The organism is Yoonia sp., from assembly GCF_030731595.1.
Classification (GTDB): Bacteria; Pseudomonadota; Alphaproteobacteria; order Rhodobacterales; family Rhodobacteraceae; genus Yoonia.
In genome coordinates, this window is the sequence record NZ_JANQTS010000055.1 from 1 (window position 1) to 16,120 (window position 16,120).

17 protein-coding genes are annotated in these 16,120 nt (G+C 59.8%); 8 read left to right on the forward strand and 9 right to left on the reverse strand.

The genetic code is table 11. The features are described from left to right. Nucleotides 1-8: 8 nt before the first annotated feature. The 7 genes from NWQ23_RS05395 to NWQ23_RS05425 all read right to left on the reverse strand — a co-directional run bounded on the left by NWQ23_RS05395 (nucleotide 9) and on the right by NWQ23_RS05425 (nucleotide 6,480). The gene (locus NWQ23_RS05395) at nucleotides 9-512 is read right to left on the reverse strand and encodes a hypothetical protein (RefSeq protein ID WP_306165232.1); all 504 of its coding nucleotides are present in this window, start codon (nucleotides 510-512) and stop codon (nucleotides 9-11) included. Next, complete coding sequence (locus NWQ23_RS05400) at nucleotides 512-1,798, reverse strand: SufD family Fe-S cluster assembly protein (RefSeq protein ID WP_306165233.1); 1,287 nt, start codon at nucleotides 1,796-1,798, stop codon at nucleotides 512-514. Before NWQ23_RS05400 ends, NWQ23_RS05395 begins: the two co-directional genes overlap by 1 nt. Beyond that, nucleotides 1,798-2,553, reverse strand: a complete 756-nt coding sequence (sufC, locus tag NWQ23_RS05405) for a Fe-S cluster assembly ATPase SufC (RefSeq protein ID WP_306165234.1) — start codon at nucleotides 2,551-2,553, stop codon at nucleotides 1,798-1,800. The genes NWQ23_RS05400 and sufC overlap by 1 nt, the downstream gene beginning before the upstream one ends. 93 nt (nucleotides 2,554-2,646) lie before the next feature. Beyond that, the gene (locus NWQ23_RS05410) at nucleotides 2,647-3,159 is read right to left on the reverse strand and encodes a hypothetical protein (protein WP_306165235.1); all 513 of its coding nucleotides are present in this window, start codon (nucleotides 3,157-3,159) and stop codon (nucleotides 2,647-2,649) included. Between the two features lie 231 nt (nucleotides 3,160-3,390). Next, the gene (gene sufB, locus NWQ23_RS05415) at nucleotides 3,391-4,914 is read right to left on the reverse strand and encodes a Fe-S cluster assembly protein SufB (protein WP_306165236.1); all 1,524 of its coding nucleotides are present in this window, start codon (nucleotides 4,912-4,914) and stop codon (nucleotides 3,391-3,393) included. Between the two features lie 12 nt (nucleotides 4,915-4,926). Continuing rightward, nucleotides 4,927-5,961, reverse strand: a complete 1,035-nt coding sequence (locus NWQ23_RS05420; RefSeq protein ID WP_306165237.1) for a cysteine desulfurase family protein — start codon at nucleotides 5,959-5,961, stop codon at nucleotides 4,927-4,929. Nucleotides 5,962-6,018: 57 nt separating this feature from the next. Further along, the gene (locus tag NWQ23_RS05425) at nucleotides 6,019-6,480 is read right to left on the reverse strand and encodes an Rrf2 family transcriptional regulator (RefSeq protein ID WP_306165238.1); all 462 of its coding nucleotides are present in this window, start codon (nucleotides 6,478-6,480) and stop codon (nucleotides 6,019-6,021) included. A gap of 172 nt (nucleotides 6,481-6,652) precedes the next feature. Between NWQ23_RS05425 and NWQ23_RS05430 the strand changes: the two genes are divergently transcribed. The 6 genes from NWQ23_RS05430 (at nucleotide 6,653) to NWQ23_RS05455 (ending at nucleotide 11,276) form a co-directional block, all read left to right on the forward strand. Then, a complete protein-coding gene (locus tag NWQ23_RS05430; protein WP_306165239.1) occupies nucleotides 6,653-7,306 on the forward strand; it encodes an alpha/beta hydrolase in 654 nt (217 codons plus the stop codon). Between the two features lie 3 nt (nucleotides 7,307-7,309). Further along, complete coding sequence (locus NWQ23_RS05435; protein ID WP_306165240.1) at nucleotides 7,310-7,684, forward strand: hypothetical protein; 375 nt, start codon at nucleotides 7,310-7,312, stop codon at nucleotides 7,682-7,684. After that, complete coding sequence (locus NWQ23_RS05440; RefSeq protein ID WP_306165241.1) at nucleotides 7,685-8,278, forward strand: HD family hydrolase; 594 nt, start codon at nucleotides 7,685-7,687, stop codon at nucleotides 8,276-8,278. A 127-nt stretch (nucleotides 8,279-8,405) separates the two neighbouring features. Next, entirely contained in the window at nucleotides 8,406-10,556 is a 2,151-nt protein-coding gene (locus tag NWQ23_RS05445) for a DEAD/DEAH box helicase (RefSeq protein WP_306165242.1), read from the forward strand. Nucleotides 10,557-10,676: 120 nt separating this feature from the next. Next, nucleotides 10,677-10,844, forward strand: coding sequence for a hypothetical protein (locus tag NWQ23_RS05450; protein ID WP_306165243.1), 168 nt, complete (start codon nucleotides 10,677-10,679; stop codon nucleotides 10,842-10,844). A gap of 102 nt (nucleotides 10,845-10,946) precedes the next feature. Then, nucleotides 10,947-11,276, forward strand: a complete 330-nt coding sequence (locus tag NWQ23_RS05455; protein WP_306165244.1) for a TfoX/Sxy family protein — start codon at nucleotides 10,947-10,949, stop codon at nucleotides 11,274-11,276. 80 nt (nucleotides 11,277-11,356) lie between these two features. Here the strand turns inward: NWQ23_RS05455 and ndk are convergent, their stop codons facing one another. Beyond that, entirely contained in the window at nucleotides 11,357-11,779 is a 423-nt protein-coding gene (gene ndk / locus NWQ23_RS05460; RefSeq protein ID WP_007204997.1) for a nucleoside-diphosphate kinase, read from the reverse strand. Between the two features lie 123 nt (nucleotides 11,780-11,902). On the opposite strand from ndk, the gene NWQ23_RS05465 reads away from it, so the two are divergent. Further along, a complete protein-coding gene (locus NWQ23_RS05465) occupies nucleotides 11,903-13,213 on the forward strand; it encodes an MFS transporter (protein ID WP_306165245.1) in 1,311 nt (436 codons plus the stop codon). Here the strand turns inward: NWQ23_RS05465 and NWQ23_RS05470 are convergent. Further along, nucleotides 13,210-14,103, reverse strand: a complete 894-nt coding sequence (locus NWQ23_RS05470; protein WP_306165246.1) for a DMT family transporter — start codon at nucleotides 14,101-14,103, stop codon at nucleotides 13,210-13,212. The two genes, NWQ23_RS05465 and NWQ23_RS05470, sit on opposite strands and share 4 nt — an antisense overlap. 105 nt (nucleotides 14,104-14,208) lie before the next feature. Between NWQ23_RS05470 and NWQ23_RS05475 the strand changes: the two genes are divergently transcribed. Next, nucleotides 14,209-16,062, forward strand: a complete 1,854-nt coding sequence (locus NWQ23_RS05475) for an ABC-F family ATP-binding cassette domain-containing protein (RefSeq protein WP_306165247.1) — start codon at nucleotides 14,209-14,211, stop codon at nucleotides 16,060-16,062. Nucleotides 16,063-16,120: the final 58 nt, after the last annotated feature.

The window sequence follows — 16,120 nt, forward strand, 5'->3', positions numbered from 1 at the left end:
ATCGACTGTCATACTGAGCTTTCAGCCTCGCGTAGGGATTGGATCCAGATGATCATAAAGGCCGCGATCCACAAGGCCCCGACCAGATTTGTTTGCGGCCCGGGTCCGACAAAACCAGCAGCCAGCCCATACAACAGCAAAAGCGGCGTTGTCGCCAGCAGGCTCCAGAAAAGCGCAAGCCGTGCGCCGTAGAAGTCGCCTTTGCCTCCGACCACTTTGGCAACCAGATGCGTAAAGCCTGCCAGAAAATAAAGCAATAATGGCCAGACCATGAGCCATGCAAAGAACTCGTAAGTCATCAGCCGGTCCAGCTCTGGCACCTCTGCGCCGGGCGGCAATTCAAAGCCCGCAGCCTGACGCGACAGGCGCGGCCATTGCGCCACGAAGATCAGAAAGCAACTGATCATCAGATAGGCAATGGCGCGGTCCTCGCGTTTGCCCTGCGCCAGCAGATCACGCATGACCGCACGCGGCCGGCGCCATGTCCGGACAATGTCGTTGGTGACTGCCATCAGCTATGCCGTGACAACCAGCCTTCCAGCCGGTCGCGCAATTCATCAGCCAGCGTGTCGTCTGCGATTTCTTCAAGCGCCTCCGCGACAAATGACAGGGTCAGCAAATTGCGCGCCTCATTGTGTGACACGCCGCGCGAGCGCAGATAGAACAGGGCTGTTTCGTCAATCGCCCCAGAGGTCGAACCGTGCGAGCAGGCCACGTCATCGGCGTAGATTTCAAGCTCGGGCTTGGCAAGAAACTGGCTGTCATCATCCAGCAAAAGCGCTTGGCTGATCTGATAGCCATCGGTCTTTTGCGCGCCCGGCTTGACCAGGATCTTGCCTTGGAACACGCCTGTCGCCCCGTTGCGCAAGACCTTCTTAAAGACTTGTCGGCTTTCGCAATTCACCGCGTCATGCGTGACAAAGACCGTATCGTCGTGATGGAAATCCTTCCCGTCACCGACGCAAGCGCCCGCGACATGGGCCACGGCATCATTGCCCACGATCTCGAGGATGCATTCGTTGCGGGTCAGTACCCCGTTGAAGGTCAGGGTAAAGGATTTGAACGTCGCTGCCGCACCGAGGCGCGCAAAACAATGGGTCACCGCGCGCCGTTCGTGGTCGCGGCCTTGGGCGCGCACGTGGTGAAACGTGCCGCCATCTGCGATGTCGACTTCGAGTGCCTTGGAAAAGCGCGCCGCAGCGGGGCCGGTTTCGAGCAACGTCACCTCTGCACCCGCCTCGACCTTGACCACATTGTGCAAGATCGCATCCGAGTTTTCATCCTGATGCAGGTAGATCAGATTGACCGGCTTTGACGCTTTGCCTGTCACACGGATCACAACACCATCAGTGGCAAGTGCCGTGTTCAGCGCCGCCAAAGGCCGCGCCACAGGGGTCTGCCCGCGCGTTTCAAGCACGCCATAGACGTCCTTGGCCCAATGGATATCGGTCTTCATGGCATCGGACAGCCGTTCAATCTCTAGCCCTTCGGCGCGCAGATCGTCCGAAGCATCGGCATCAAACACACCATCCACAAAAACGACGCGTACCCGATCCACAGCTGTGAACAAAGGGCCTTCGTCATTGTGAAAAAGCGCAGCTTTCGGGGCGTCATGTGCCACCAGCGAAGCCGGATCAGTGTATTTCCAATACTCGTCCCGCTTGGTCGGCAATCCCATCGCCTGCACCCGCGCCAAAGCATCCGCACGCGCCGCATTGCCCCAAGCCGCGCCATCCGGCAGCACCACATCGGCCAGACGCGCCTGTGTTGCGTCCATTTTCAGTTTTGCCAATGCCATCAGGCGACCTCTGCCAGAATATCGGCATAGCCGTTGTTTTCGACTTCCAGTGCCAGATCAGGGCCGCCTGTTTTGACGATCCGGCCATCGGCCATGATATGGACGACATCGGGTTTGATGTGATCCAGCAGGCGCTGATAGTGGGTGATGACCAGGAAAGACCGACCCGTCGAGCGCAGGGCATTCACCCCTTCAGAAACCAGTTTCATCGCATCCACATCAAGGCCGGAATCGGTCTCGTCCAGAATGCACATCTTTGGTTCCAGCATCGCCATCTGTAGGATTTCATTACGCTTTTTCTCACCACCCGAGAATCCGACATTGACCGGACGCTTGAGCATTTCCGCGTCGATCTTGAGGTCCTTGGCCTTGGCACGGACCTCTTTGAGGAAATCACCCGCACTCAGTTCGTCTTCGCCACGCGCTTTGCGCTGAGCGTTCACGGCAGTCCGCAAAAAGGTCATGTTGCCCACACCGGGGATTTCGACAGGATACTGGAAGGCAAGAAAAAGACCCGCAGCCGCGCGGTCTTCGGGCTCCATCGCGAGCAGGTCCGCGCCTTCAAGCGTGGCCGAACCACCGGTCACTTCGTAGCCGCCTTTGCCCGACAGCACATAAGACAAAGTCGATTTGCCAGACCCGTTCGGCCCCATGATCGCATGGACCATGCCGGGCGCAATGCTCAGATCAACACCCTTCAGGATCTGCTTGTCTTCTTCTGCAAGTTTGACCTTCAGGCCCTTGATTTCCAGCATTTTATTCTCCTACATCCAGATGCATTTCAGACAAGGCAATAGCCCCCGCGCAGCGTAACCCGCGCAGGGCAAAACCTTGAAAATTGTGTGTATTTACAGACCGTAAACCGAACCGCGCACGACGACCGAATGCTGGGTCGTCGTTTCGAGCACTTGTTCGACGTGGGCCGGCGTATAGATGATCGCCAGCTGATCCGGCCACCGCCAGATAATATTGTGCCCCGCGACCATCATGACCGCGACGCCGACGACTTGCGCGATCCGTTCCGAGGTCTTGCGCCGATCCATCAGGGCCGCCAACATCACCACTGCCCAGAAAGCGATGAACAGCTCCAGATACAAGACCAGGTTGCTGGGTTCTGTCAGGCCAAAGTACCGGATTCGCACGACCTGCGCGAACATCAAGCCAAGACCGCCCAGAATCACCGATACGAGCAACGTGGACAGCACCGAGGGTTTTTTGTTCTTCTTTTTGATTTCCTTGTGCGACACGCGCTTGGGGATCTCCATCCCCAGATCGCGATCGTAATAGGACGTGTTGCGCGGGTTCCCGATGCGCTTTACGCGATCGCGAAAGTCGTTGATATCTTGCTTTGCAGTGGGCATCGGCCCCAACCCCATGATCTGTACGTTGCGTACCGGCTAGCACTGAAGTTGGGCAAAAAGTTGACGGGGCCGCAAAAGAATAGCGCCCAGCAAGACCAAAACTCATGTCATAATCCCCGCCCGGGCAGACATCATCTGCACGGCACGACCAGCAAAGTGGTTTCGCACGGTACTGCGCCAAAAAAGGATCGCGGGGATCGTTCACGTCAGCTTCCTTTGATGTGCCGACACTCAGCCGACAGAACCTTCCAGCGAGATCGCCACGAGCGCCTGCGCTTCCATCGCAAATTCCATCGGGAGCGCCTGAAGCACCTCTTTGCAGAACCCGTTCACAACAAGCGCCACGGCCTCTTCCTCGTCCATCCCGCGCGAGCGGCAATAGAACAGCTGATCATCATCCACTTTCGATGTCGTCGCCTCGTGTTCGACCCGCGAAGAGTTGTTGCGCACTTCGATGTAAGGCACTGTATGCGCACCACATTTGTCGCCGATCAGCAAGCTGTCGCATTGCGTATAGTTGCGTGATTCCTTGGCTTTGGGGTGCATCGACACCAGCCCGCGATAGGTGTTCTGCGCTTTGCCCGCCGAAATCCCCTTGGACACGATCCGCGACTTCGTGCGCTTGCCCAGATGGACCATCTTCGTGCCTGTGTCGGCCTGCTGCATATTGTTGGCGATGGCGATGGAATAAAATTCGCCCTGGCTGTCATCCCCGCGCAGAATGCAGCTTGGATACTTCCAAGTCACAGCCGAACCGGTTTCCACCTGGGTCCACATCACCTTGGCGCGGTCACCGCGACAGTCGGCGCGTTTGGTGACAAAGTTATAGATACCGCCCACCCCGTTCTCGTCACCGGGATACCAGTTCTGCACGGTGGAATATTTCACTTCGGCATCTTCTTCGATGATGATCTCGACCACCGCCGCATGAAGCTGGGCCACATCGCGCTTGGGTGCGGTGCAGCCTTCAAGGTAGGACACATATGACCCCTTGTCGGCGATGATCAGAGTCCGCTCGAACTGGCCTGTATTCTCGGCATTGATGCGGAAATAGGTGCTCAGTTCCATCGGGCAGCGCACCCCCGGCGGAATATAGACAAACGACCCGTCCGAAAAGACAGCAGAATTCAGCGTGGCATAGAAGTTATCCGAGGCAGGCACGACCGTCCCAAGGTACTTCTTGACCAGTTCGGGATGCTCGCGGATCGCTTCCGAGATCGAACAGAAAATCACGCCAGCCTTTTTCAGTTCCGCCTGAAAGGTCGTGCCAACCGAGACACTATCAAAAACCGCATCCACGGCGACCTTGCGGCCTTCCGCCGGGATATCCTCGGCGCCTTCGACACCGGCCAAAATCGCCTGCTCTTTCAAAGGGATACCCAGCTTGGCGTAAGTCGCCAACAGCTTGGGATCGACATCATCCAGCGATTTCGGCTTCACTTCCATGCTCTTGGGGCGGGCATAGTAATAGATGTCCTGAAAATCGATATCGGGGTAGTTGACCATGGCCCACGTGGGTTCCTTGATCTTTTCCCAGCGCGCGAATGCCGACAAACGCCACTCTGTCATCCACTCCGGCTCTTCGTTCTTGGAAGAGATCAGGCGCACGATATCGGGGTTCACGCCCTTGGGGGCGTAGTCCATCTCGATCTCGGTTTCCCAGCCGTATTTGTAATTGCCCGAGAGTTCCTTGACCGCATCCACGGTCTCCTGATCAACGCCTTCTTTGACTTCCGTCACATCCAAAGCAGTCATCTCATCATCCTCTCAAGCGGCCCGTCTGCGGGCGCGTTTCTCGGTCCAAGCCTGCACAAAGCGCATGACTTCGTCTTCTGTCGTCTCGATGCCCAGCGACACGCGCAATGCACCTGCCGCCGCTTCATCATCCAGGCCAAGAGCCTGCAAAACCCGGCTGACCTTGACCTTGCCGCTCGAACAGGCCGAACCCGCAGAGACAGCGAAACCAGCCAGATCCATCGCCATCACCTGCGTCTCGCCTTTCCATCCCGGAGTGACAAAACAACTGGTGTTAGGCAGGCGCTGCAACCCTTTCCCGACAAAAATAGTATTCTTTTCGGAAGCCTCAATGGCCTTTTCTAGAATATTTCTAAGTTTGGCAACCCGCTCCCACTTGCCCGCGGCCAGATCAGCCTGTGCCGCGACCGCAGCAGCACCCATCCCCGCAATCGCAATCACGTTTTCAGTGCCGGAACGGCGGCCCATTTCCTGCCCGCCACCTTTGATCTGGGCCGCAACATCGGTGCCCGCCGGAAAAATCAGCGCGCCAGCACCTTTGGGCCCCCCAAACTTATGGGCCGACAGAAACACCATCTGCACACCGGACCACGAAAAGGCAAAAGGCACCTTGCCAAAGCCTTGGGTGATGTCGCTGACCGCAAGGCCCTGCGGCAGGTCCTGCACAATCCCCGTTTCGGAATTGGCCAGTTGCACCACCGATCCCGCCGGATCATCCACCTGCACCGCACCATCCAGCAAAGGCAGACACGGATCAATCCAGGCATGGACCGCGTCATGCTCGATGGGGGCCGCCTTCAGCCCGCGCCCCGCGAGCGCCAAAGCGGCGGCCTCGGTCGCGCCAGAGGTAAACACGACATCCGCGCCAGAGGCACCCACAGCATCGGCCACTTGCGCACGCGCTGTCTCGATGATCCCCTTGGCCGCCCGCCCTTCGGCATGGACCGACGACGGATTGCCCACCACATCCATGGCCGCCAGCATCGCCTGACGGGCCTCGGCCCGCAGCGGTGTGGTCGCATTATGATCCAGATAGGTTCTCATCATCTTCTTTTGTTCAAAAATACCTCGGGGGAGGCCGCAGGCCGGGGGCAGCGCCCCCTGCTACGCCTCATCCACAACCTCAAACAAGGCAGGCACCGCCGGACAGGGGGCCAATTCGTTGCTCACCACATCCGACAGACGGGCCTGATGCAAAAACACATATACATGCGCGCTCAGCCCCTCCCACAGCCGGTTGGTCATGGATTGGGCACGCGATCCAGACGCACCACCCGATGCGCCCGCACCTTTGTGCATGGCCGACACGGTCTCATCCACCGCACCCAGAATTTCTGACACGCGGATGTCGGATGCCGCACGGGCCAAACGATACCCGCCGCCGGGGCCACGCACGGATTCCACCAGTCCCGCGCGGCGCAGCTTGACAAACAACTGCTCCAGATAGGGCAATGAGATATCCTGCCGCTTGGAAATCTCGGTCAGATTGACCAGCCCTGCGTCCTTTTGCAGGGCAAGATCAGCAAGAGCGACCATCGCATAGCGGCCTTTGGTGCTTAACTTCATCCCATGTCCCCCTGCGCGCCCGGCGCAATATCATTGACGGCGCTGCCCTGCTTCATTACTTGACCGAGATCACGACAACGCGGGCGGTACCGCCTAGTTTAGAATCTTTCTAAGGTGTCCGAGCATTTTCGTCAAGAATGCCGAAGGCACCCACAGCAGCGACGGAACACCTATGCCCGAAGTCATCTTTCCCGGACCCGAAGGTCGCCTCGAGGGACGCTATCACCCGCAAAAAGACCGTGACGCACCGATTGCGATCGTCTTGCATCCGCACCCGCAGTTCGGCGGCACAATGAACAACCGGGTCGTCTATAATTTGCACTATGCCTTCTACAACATGGGGTTCACCGTCTTGCGGTTCAACTTCCGCGGGGTCGGGCGCAGCCAGGGCGAATACGATCAGGGCGTGGGCGAATTGTCCGATGCGGCCTCCGCGCTCGATTATCTGCAATCGATGAACAGCAACGCCAAACATTGCTGGGTGGCCGGTTTTTCCTTCGGCGCATGGATCGGCATGCAGCTTTTGATGCGGCGGCCGGAAATCACCGGGTTCATCTCGGTCAGCCCTCCGGCCAATATGTATGACTTCAGCTTTCTGGCCCCCTGCCCGGCCTCCGGTCTGATCATCAACGGATCAAACGACCGCGTGGCACCGCCCGCCGATACGGTCAGCCTTGTGAACAAACTGCACGAGCAAAAGGGCATCACCGTGACCCATGACGAAATGAAGGGCGCGGGCCACTTCTTTGAAGACCCTTATATGGACCCGATGATTGACACCGTGCGCACCTATGTCCGGCGGCGCCTGACAGAGAACACGAGGTAAACCATGGCCGACTCCTATGTGGAGAAAGTTGCGGGTGAATTGGCAGATCTTGCGCTCGCGGACCAAGAAGCCTCTGGTGATATCGCGATTGTCGATATGATCGGTGAAGTGCTGGGTGCCTCGTCGCAGACCCTGCAGGAAAGCTATCTGACGGCGGTGCGGGTGCGGCGCGCCGAAGCGCGGGCGCGGGGCATCCTCGCACAGCGCCAAGCCACCAATTACGCCGAGGCGCCAAAACCACCGCCAGCCCCCCTGCAAGGCCTGACCGAAGAGCCCGAAACCGAAGATCTGCCCGCCTCTGTGGCGGAGGTGCCAGAGATCGGCGAACCCCCAACGGAAAGTTCCGCCAACGGCGCACCGCGTCGCGTCACCCGCTAGATGACCACGCGCCTTGATGGGCAGCTTGGCTTCCTGATCGAAGCGGACAAGCTGAAATCCGTCCTGCGGGGCACCACGCTTTGCGATGGCTCACGCCGCGAGAACGCGGGCGAACACAGTTGGCACATCGCGCTTTATGCCATGGTCATGGCCGAACATGCGATCAGGCCCGTCAATATCGACCGTGTCATCAAGATGCTCTTGATCCACGATCTTGTCGAAATTGACGCAGGCGACACGCCGATCCACGCGAACCACGATCCGGTGGCCATAGACCGCATCGAAAAGGCCGCAGCGGACCGTCTCTTCGGGCTTCTGCCCAGCGATCAGGCGCAGGCCTTCCGCGCGCTCTGGGATGAATTCGAAGCCGCTGAAACCGATGATGCGATTTTCGCCAAATCCATCGACCGTGTGCAGCCTGTGATTTCCAATCTGGAAACCGGTGGCGGCACCTGGCCGGAATACAAGGTGACCGCCGCACAACTGCAATCCCGCGTCGGTGTCAAAGTCGAAAAAGGGGCGCCCGCGATCTGGGCGGCCCTCAAAGCGCGGATCGACGCATGGTTCACGGCCAATCCATCTTCTTTTGAGTAAAAATATCCCGGGGTCTGGGGCAGCGCCCCAGTCCCACAATCGCCAAGAAACGCTTACATCCCCCCTATACAAACCGCCCCGCTGGGCGTAGTGCGCGTGACTTATCCGCCTTAGAAAGCCCGACCCTATGATCACGACCCTCGCCGATGCCCTCGCCAAACAAGGCTATACCGAACTGACACCTGTTCAGATCGCAGTCACAGACGAGGCACTGGAAGGCCAGGACCTGCTGGTCTCGGCACAAACCGGATCGGGCAAAACAGTCGGCTTCGGCCTCGCCATCGGCCCGACCATCCTGACCGAGGACGGCACATTCGGCCCCGCCGGCCGGCCGTTGGCCTTGGTCATCGCTCCGACCCGCGAACTGGCCCTGCAGGTGAAACGCGAACTCCAGTGGCTCTATGCCGCAGCCGGAGTGACCATGGCATCCTGTGTGGGCGGCATGGACATGCGCGACGAACGCCGCGCGCTGGAACGGGGCGCGCATATTGTTGTGGCCACACCGGGCCGCCTGAAAGACCACATCATGCGCGGCAGCCTTGATATGTCCGACATCCGCGCGATCGTCCTGGACGAAGCCGACGAGATGCTGGATCTGGGTTTCCGCGAAGACCTGGAATTCATCTTGGGCGAAGCGCCCGAAACGCGCCGCACGCTGATGTTCTCGGCCACGGTCCCTGCCGCCATCGTGAAGCTGGCCAAATCCTATCAAAAAGACGCCGTGCGCGTGGCCACCACCGCCAAGGAAAGCCAGCACGCCGATATCGAATACCGCGCGCTGAGCGTTGCCAACCACGATATCGACGCGGCGATCATCAACCTTTTGCGCTTTTACGATGCACCCAACGCGATCGTTTTCTGCAACACCCGCGCCTCGGTCACCCGACTGACGACACGTTTGGCAAACCGCGGTTTCGCGACGGTCGCGCTGTCAGGCGAGTTATCGCAAGCCGAACGCTCGCACGCGCTGCAAGCCATGCGTGACGGTCGCGCGCGGGTCTGTGTGGCGACCGACGTGGCCGCACGCGGGATCGACCTTCCCAACCTTGAACTGGTCATTCACGCCGAACTGCCCACCAATGCCGAAACGCTCCTGCACCGCTCTGGCCGCACAGGCCGTGCCGGACGCAAAGGGATTTCGGCGATGATCGCGCCGGCCAAAATGAAGCGTCGCGCGGAAAACCTGCTGACCTGGGGCAAGCTTGACGCGACATGGGCCAGCCCGCCGACAGCCGAAGACATCAAAGCCAAAGATGAAGAGCGTCTGTTGAATGATCCGGTCTGGACCGAAGACTTCAGCGAAAGCGAACAGGAATTTGCAACGCGCCTTTTGGCCGAACACACCCCCGAAAAGATCGCCGCCGCCTACCTGCGCCTTTACGCCGGCAAGCAATCCGCGCCCGAGCATCTGAGCGACTACAAGGACGGCCCCCAAACCAAGGAACGCAGCCCCCGCGAAGAGCGCGCACCGCGCGAACACAAGGCCTTTGGCCCGTCAAAATGGTTCAGCGTCGATGTGGGCCGCGAAGGCAAGGCCGAGGCCCGCTGGCTCTTGCCGATGATCTGCAAGGCCGGTGACATTACCAAGAACGAGATCGGCGCGATCCGCATTCAGCCCAACGAGACTTTCGTCGAGATAGCGGAACCCGCAGTTGCCGGTTTCCTCAAGGCCGTTGGCAGCGACATGAAGCTGGAAAACCAAGCGACGCTGACCGCCCTCGATGGCCCGCCCCAACTGGGCGAGCGTGGCCCGCGCAAAACAAAGAACGATTATGCCGACAAGCCCAAACGCGACGCGGGCGACAAGCCAAAGCGCGACTATGGGGACAAACCCAAGCGTGATTTCGGCGATAAACCAAAGCGCGACTATGCCGACAAACCCAAGCGGCATGCACCGCGCGATATGGCCCCGCCGCCACCGTCCCAGCAGGATCATGTGGCTGCAATCCAGCCCATTCCGGGCGCTGCCGATGACTACAAGGCCCGCAAACCGCGCCACAAGCCGGAACGCCGCGATCACGGCGATGCACTTGTCGAAAAACGCAGCAAGCCGCCTTACAAGGCCAAATCCGATGGGTCAAAACCCGCCGGAAAAGGTAAACCACGTTTCAATGCTGACACAAAACCCCGCAAGCCCGGTGGCGACAAACCCGCTGGCAAACCCGCCGGTAACGCAAAAGACACCTCCAAGCGGTTCGTCCCTCCGGGCGGAAAAGCCAAGCCGCGCAAGAGCTTAGGCAAGGGTGGCGGTGCGGCACCAAAGCGCGGAAAACCCTAAAACCCGGACCATTGGTCACAAATATGTCACGTCACAACCTCGTTGAAGACACAGCCATGTAGTCAGAACGGCGTTATGCTGCGTAAAGTTAACCCACGAGCAAGCTAAAGGACCAACAAAATGGCCGCTGCAAACACCCCCGCACCGCAACCCGGTGCAAACCATCAGGCCCCTTCCCAGAGCCAGCAGACGCTGGACACTGCCCAGCAAATGCAAGGCGCAACACCGCCACAGCAGATGCAAACCGCACCCGGTGCGCCGCTTTATACGGACTTCGCCAGTATCTAGGCACAGGTCTTCAGGCCGGTGAGGCCGCTGTCAACGGATTGTCCTCCCCGATCCGCCCCAAACCTCACTGGCCTTTTTTCCCTGCCGCGATAAAGTCGCGTCATGGCAGAGCTTACCTCCATCAAAAACATCGGTCCGGCCTTCGCGGCGCAGATGACAGCCGTGGGCATCACCACGGCAGAGCAATTGCACGCCTTGGGCGCCGACGCGGCCTATGCCAAGATGCTCGAAGGCGGCACCAAACCCCATTTCATCGGCTATTACGTGCTGCATATGGCGCTGCAAGGGCGGCCATGGAACGACTGCAAGGGCGAGGAGAAAAAAGCGCTCCGCCGCCAGTTCGACAAGATCAAAGCCGGCAGTTTCGACGAAGGGCGATCAGAGCTGGAACGGTTCCTGAACCAGATCGGTGTGGTCCAAGCCCGAAAATGAAAAAGCCGCCCGCACCATCCGGTGCGCGCGGCTTTCACGATATGACTGTAGGTCGGGGTTAACCCCGACTTACCAATGACTTACCCGACCAGTTCAAGACCGGAGAAGAAGAATGCGATCTCTTCGGCAGCCGTTTCCGGCGCGTCGGACCCGTGGACCGAGTTTTCACCGATGGACAGTGCGAATTCCTTGCGGATGGTGCCGGGTGCGGCGTCTGCGGGGTTGGTTGCACCCATGACTTCACGGTTCTTTGCAATCGCGTCTTCGCCTTCCAGAACCTGCACCACAATAGGTTCAGAGATCATGAACTCGCAAAGTTCGCCAAAGAATGGACGGTCCTTGTGCACACCGTAGAACTGCTGCGCCTGTGCCAAAGTCAGATGGATGCGCTTGGAAGCGACGATCCGCAGACCGGCCTCTTCGAATTTGGCCACGATTGCGCCCGTCAGGTTACGCTTGGTGGCATCGGGTTTGATGATGGAAAAAGTACGCTGGATCGCCATGTTGAGCCTCTTACATATGCTGCGGGGAAACCCCGTTGAATGGATGGCTGCGCCCTAGCATGCGGCCTCGGCCATGAAAAGCCGTGATTTACACTTGCCCCCGCGACAGGCTACACCCGCATGATGTGGCAGCTGCTTTTTCATCCCGTCTTTGGCAGGCTCTTTGCGGCGCAGGTTGTCGCACTGACAGGGACAGGATTGCTGACTGTGGCTCTTGGCCTGCTGGCCTATGATCTTGCGGGGACGGGGGCGAGCACCGTTCTGGGCACGGCCTATGCCATCAAGATGGTCGCCTATGTCGGGCTGTCCCCGGTTGCGGGCGCGCTGGTTGCGACCCTGCCCCGCCGACCGGTTCTGATTGCCGCCGATCTGGTGCGGGCGGGTGTTGCCCTGTCCCTGCCCTTTATCACCGAGGTCTGGCAGATTTATCTGGCGATTTTCCTGCTTCAATCCGCATCGGCGACCTTTACGCCCACGTTTCAGGCCACAATCCCCGATGTTCTGGAGGACGAAGACGACTATTCCCGCGCGCTGTCCATGTCCCGCCTGGCTTATGACCTTGAAAACCTGATCAGTCCCGCACTTGCAGGCGTCTTGCTTTTGGTGATGAGCTATCATTGGCTTTTTGGCGGCACTGTCGTTGGCTTTGTCATTTCGGCGCTGCTGATCTTCTCCGTCACACTGCCACACCGCCAGCCCACCAAAGACCGCCCGTTTCGCGCGCGTCTGACCCGCGGTGTGCGCATCTATCTGGCTACACCCCGCCTGCGCGGTCTTCTGGCGCTGACCCTGACCGCGGCTGCCGCCAGCGCCTTTGTCATCGTCAATACTGTCGTCGTCGTGCGCAGCGGCTTTGGCGGGACCGATGGCGATGTGGCCCTTGCGCTTGCGGCCTTCGGGGGTGGTTCGATGCTGGCGGCCCTTGCCCTGCCTGCCCTGCTCAAACAGCTGAGTGATCGGCCCGTGATGATGACCGGTGCGGCCCTGCTGACCGGCCTGATGGGGCTGCAAGCCTTTGTGACCGTCACATGGCCGGTCTTCTTGCTGTTCTGGGCGCTGACAGGGCTTGCCTATTCCGCCACGCTGACACCGCAAGGCAGGCTCTTGCGCAGGTCAGCCCATAGCGAAGACCGGCAGTCGGTCTTTACCGCACAATTTGCGCTTTCGCATGTGTGCTGGCTGGTAACCTATCCGCTGGCGGGCAATGCGATGGCCGCTTGGGGGATGGGGCCAACATTGGGGATCTTGGCGGTTGTTGGCGGGATCGGCTTGGTTGCGGCGCTGCGTCTCTGGCCCGAAGGCGATCCGGTTGTCGTGACCCACACCCACGACGACCTGCCCGACGATCACCCGCATCTGCAAGGCGGCGGCCATCGCCACGCCCACGCGCTTGTGATCGACGACGAACACCATGCCTGGCCGACAAACGGCTAGGGCAAGCGCCTTTTGCGCCGTGGCAGGAATTCCAGCACTCCGGCGATCAGCACCAAAGTCCCGCCCATCAACTCCGGCAGCGACAAAACCTCTCCGGCGATCAGCGCCGCCGAGGCAACGCTGACCAGCACCTCTGAAATCATCAAGATGCCAACCCGCGCCGGTTCCAGCTTGGTCGTGGCCCACAAAAGACCCACAATCGACAGCGCCCACCACAGCGCGCCGGTAAAGACAACCCAGACCACCACAGCACCGGGTGCCGGCAATGCGGCAAGGTCAGGCAAAGGCGCCATGAGCGGGGCCAGAATCAGCCCGCCCAGCAAGGCCCCGACCGCAAAGAGAAACGCACTCTCCGCAGGGCCCGCCGTGGCCTTGACCTTGATCCCGATCGAGGCGACCGCCCAGAGAAACCCGCTGGCAAGCCCCAGCCATTCCCCCAGTCCGCGCGGCACAGGCACCTCGCCATCAGCCCCCAGCATCAGCACAAGCCCTGCGACGCCCGCCAGCAAGGCCGCAATCCGCGCACCTGTAATTGGCCAGCCGAAAAGATAGCGGCCGATCAGCGTGCTCCAGATCGGGGTCAGGTAGAACAGGATCACAATAATCCCGACACGCCCGTAAAGCAGCCCCAGCGAGTAAAACAGCAACGAACCGCCGCCCAGAACAAGCGAGGCAATCGCCATCGGATGCGAGCCGCGCAGCGCATGCCGCCCGCGCCATCCCCAAGGCAGCAGCAAGCTGACAGCGACCACCATGATCGCCACCGTGCCCCAAGGCCCTGTCAGCCCCAGCGCATCGATCTGGCGCAAAGGCAGCCAGTAAAAGCCCCAAAGCATCCCAAAACCGATGATCACCAGACTGGCCCGCAAGATTGTGCGTTGTGTTTCCATTTCGGCTGCTTAGCAATCGGCGCCCTGCTGCACCATCCGCAACTATCGCATCACAAGCGAAAACGGGTGATTGACCCCATCACAGCGATCAAGCATAGCCCGCATATGCTCAAGATTTCAGATATCACATACTCCGTCGAAGGCCGTACGCTGGTCGAACACGCAACCGTCACCATCCCCACGGGGCATAAGGTGGGTCTTGTGGGGCGTAATGGCTCTGGCAAGACGACCCTGTTCCGGATCATCCGGGGCGAAATGGTGCTGGACACCGGCAATGTCTCGATTCCCAAAGGCTGGAAAATCGGCGGTGTCAGTCAAGAGGTCCCCGGTAACGAGGTCTCGCTGATCGACACCGTGCTGCGCGCCGATACCGAACGCGAGGCGCTGCTGGCCGAGGCGGAAACCGCCACCGACCCCTCCCGCATCGCCGAGGTGCAAACGCGGCTTGCCGATATCGAGGCCTGGTCTGCCGAAGCCCGCGCCGCAACGATCCTCAAGGGTCTGGGCTTTACACATGAAGAACAGCAAATGCCCTGTTCGGCCTTTTCCGGCGGCTGGCGCATGCGGGTGGCCCTTGCGGCGGTCCTCTTCTCCGAACCTGACCTCTTGCTGCTCGACGAGCCGACCAACTATCTCGACCTCGAAGGCGCGCTCTGGCTCGAGGCCTATCTGGTCAAATATCCCCATACCGTGCTGATCGTCAGCCACGACCGCGAACTTTTGAACCGCTCAGTGGGTGGTATTCTGCACCTCGAAGACAAGGGGCTGATCTACTATACCGGCACCTATGACATGTTCGCCAAGCAGCGGGCGCAAAAGCGCGCGCTGCTGGCCTCTGCGGCCAAAAAACAAGAGGCCAAGCGCGAGCATTTGCAGGCCTTTGTGGACCGCTTCAAAGCCAAGGCATCCAAGGCGAAACAGGCACAATCCCGCGTGAAAGCGCTGGAAAAAATGGAAACCATCCGCGCGCCCGAAGATGTGGCGCGCACGGTCTTTACCTTCCCCAAGCCCGAAGAACTCTCGCCGCCCATCATCGCCACCGAAGGGGCGGCTGTGGGCTATGGCAACAACATCATCCTGCACGACCTGAACCTGCGGATCGATCAGGACGACCGGATCGCCCTTCTGGGGCGCAATGGCGAAGGCAAATCGACCCTGTCCAAGATGCTGTCGGACCGGCTCCCCATCGCGCGGGGCAAGATGGTGACATCCAACAAGCTGCGGATCGGGTTCTTTGCCCAGCATCAGGTCGATGAACTCTATATCGATGAAACGCCACTGGAACACCTGATGCGCGAACGCGCGCATGAAGGACAGGCCAAACTGCGCGCGCGTCTGGCAGGGTTCGGACTGGGGGCAGATCAGGCCGATACGGTGGTGGGGCGTCTGTCGGGCGGACAAAAGGCGCGCCTGTCGCTGCTCTTGGCCACCCTGCCCGCGCCGCATCTGTTGATTCTCGACGAACCGACAAACCACCTTGATATCGAAAGCCGCGAAGCGCTGGTCGAGGCGCTGACCGCCTATTCGGGTGCCGTGATCCTTGTGAGCCACGACATGCACCTGTTGTCGATGGTCGCGGACCGTCTGTGGCTGGTCAAGGACGGGCATGTGACACCCTATGACGACGACCTGCAAGCCTATCGCAAGATGCTGCTGACGCCGGAAAAACCGGGCGAAAAAGACAAACCCAAACCCGCCAAAGCCGAAAAGCCCAGCCGCGAGGCCATTCAAGCGCTGCGCGGCGACGTGCGCAAGAACGAGGAAAGGGTAAAGAAAATCAACGAGATGCGGGACAAACTTGCCAAGAAACTGGCCGACCCGGCTCTTTACGAGGACGGCAAAGCAGGCGAGCTTGCCACATGGAACAAGAAATACGCCGAAGTCATGGACGGGCTGGAACGTGCCGAAACCATGTGGATGGCCGCCTTGGAAAAGCTCGAAAAAGCCGAGAAACTGTAACCGGCCCCGCCTTCTTTTGAGCCTAAATATCCCCGCCGGAGGCCTCAAATTTCTTGAA

Coding starts and splice junctions, on each gene's coding strand:
- NWQ23_RS05475 (WP_306165247.1), top strand. CDS start 14,209: ATGCTCAAGATTTCAGATATCACATACTCCGTCGAAGGCCGTACGCTG.
- NWQ23_RS05465 (WP_306165245.1), top strand. CDS start 11,903: ATGTGGCAGCTGCTTTTTCATCCCGTCTTTGGCAGGCTCTTTGCGGCG.
- sufC (WP_306165234.1), bottom strand. CDS start 2,553: ATGCTGGAAATCAAGGGCCTGAAGGTCAAACTTGCAGAAGAAGACAAG.
- NWQ23_RS05435 (WP_306165240.1), top strand. CDS start 7,310: ATGGCCGACTCCTATGTGGAGAAAGTTGCGGGTGAATTGGCAGATCTT.
- NWQ23_RS05440 (WP_306165241.1), top strand. CDS start 7,685: ATGACCACGCGCCTTGATGGGCAGCTTGGCTTCCTGATCGAAGCGGAC.
- NWQ23_RS05455 (WP_306165244.1), top strand. CDS start 10,947: ATGGCAGAGCTTACCTCCATCAAAAACATCGGTCCGGCCTTCGCGGCG.
- sufB (WP_306165236.1), bottom strand. CDS start 4,914: ATGACTGCTTTGGATGTGACGGAAGTCAAAGAAGGCGTTGATCAGGAG.
- NWQ23_RS05425 (WP_306165238.1), bottom strand. CDS start 6,480: ATGAAGTTAAGCACCAAAGGCCGCTATGCGATGGTCGCTCTTGCTGAT.
- NWQ23_RS05450 (WP_306165243.1), top strand. CDS start 10,677: ATGGCCGCTGCAAACACCCCCGCACCGCAACCCGGTGCAAACCATCAG.
- NWQ23_RS05430 (WP_306165239.1), top strand. CDS start 6,653: ATGCCCGAAGTCATCTTTCCCGGACCCGAAGGTCGCCTCGAGGGACGC.
- NWQ23_RS05470 (WP_306165246.1), bottom strand. CDS start 14,103: ATGGAAACACAACGCACAATCTTGCGGGCCAGTCTGGTGATCATCGGT.
- NWQ23_RS05395 (WP_306165232.1), bottom strand. CDS start 512: ATGGCAGTCACCAACGACATTGTCCGGACATGGCGCCGGCCGCGTGCG.
- NWQ23_RS05400 (WP_306165233.1), bottom strand. CDS start 1,798: ATGGCATTGGCAAAACTGAAAATGGACGCAACACAGGCGCGTCTGGCC.
- ndk (WP_007204997.1), bottom strand. CDS start 11,779: ATGGCGATCCAGCGTACTTTTTCCATCATCAAACCCGATGCCACCAAG.
- NWQ23_RS05445 (WP_306165242.1), top strand. CDS start 8,406: ATGATCACGACCCTCGCCGATGCCCTCGCCAAACAAGGCTATACCGAA.
- NWQ23_RS05410 (WP_306165235.1), bottom strand. CDS start 3,159: ATGCCCACTGCAAAGCAAGATATCAACGACTTTCGCGATCGCGTAAAG.
- NWQ23_RS05420 (WP_306165237.1), bottom strand. CDS start 5,961: ATGATGAGAACCTATCTGGATCATAATGCGACCACACCGCTGCGGGCC.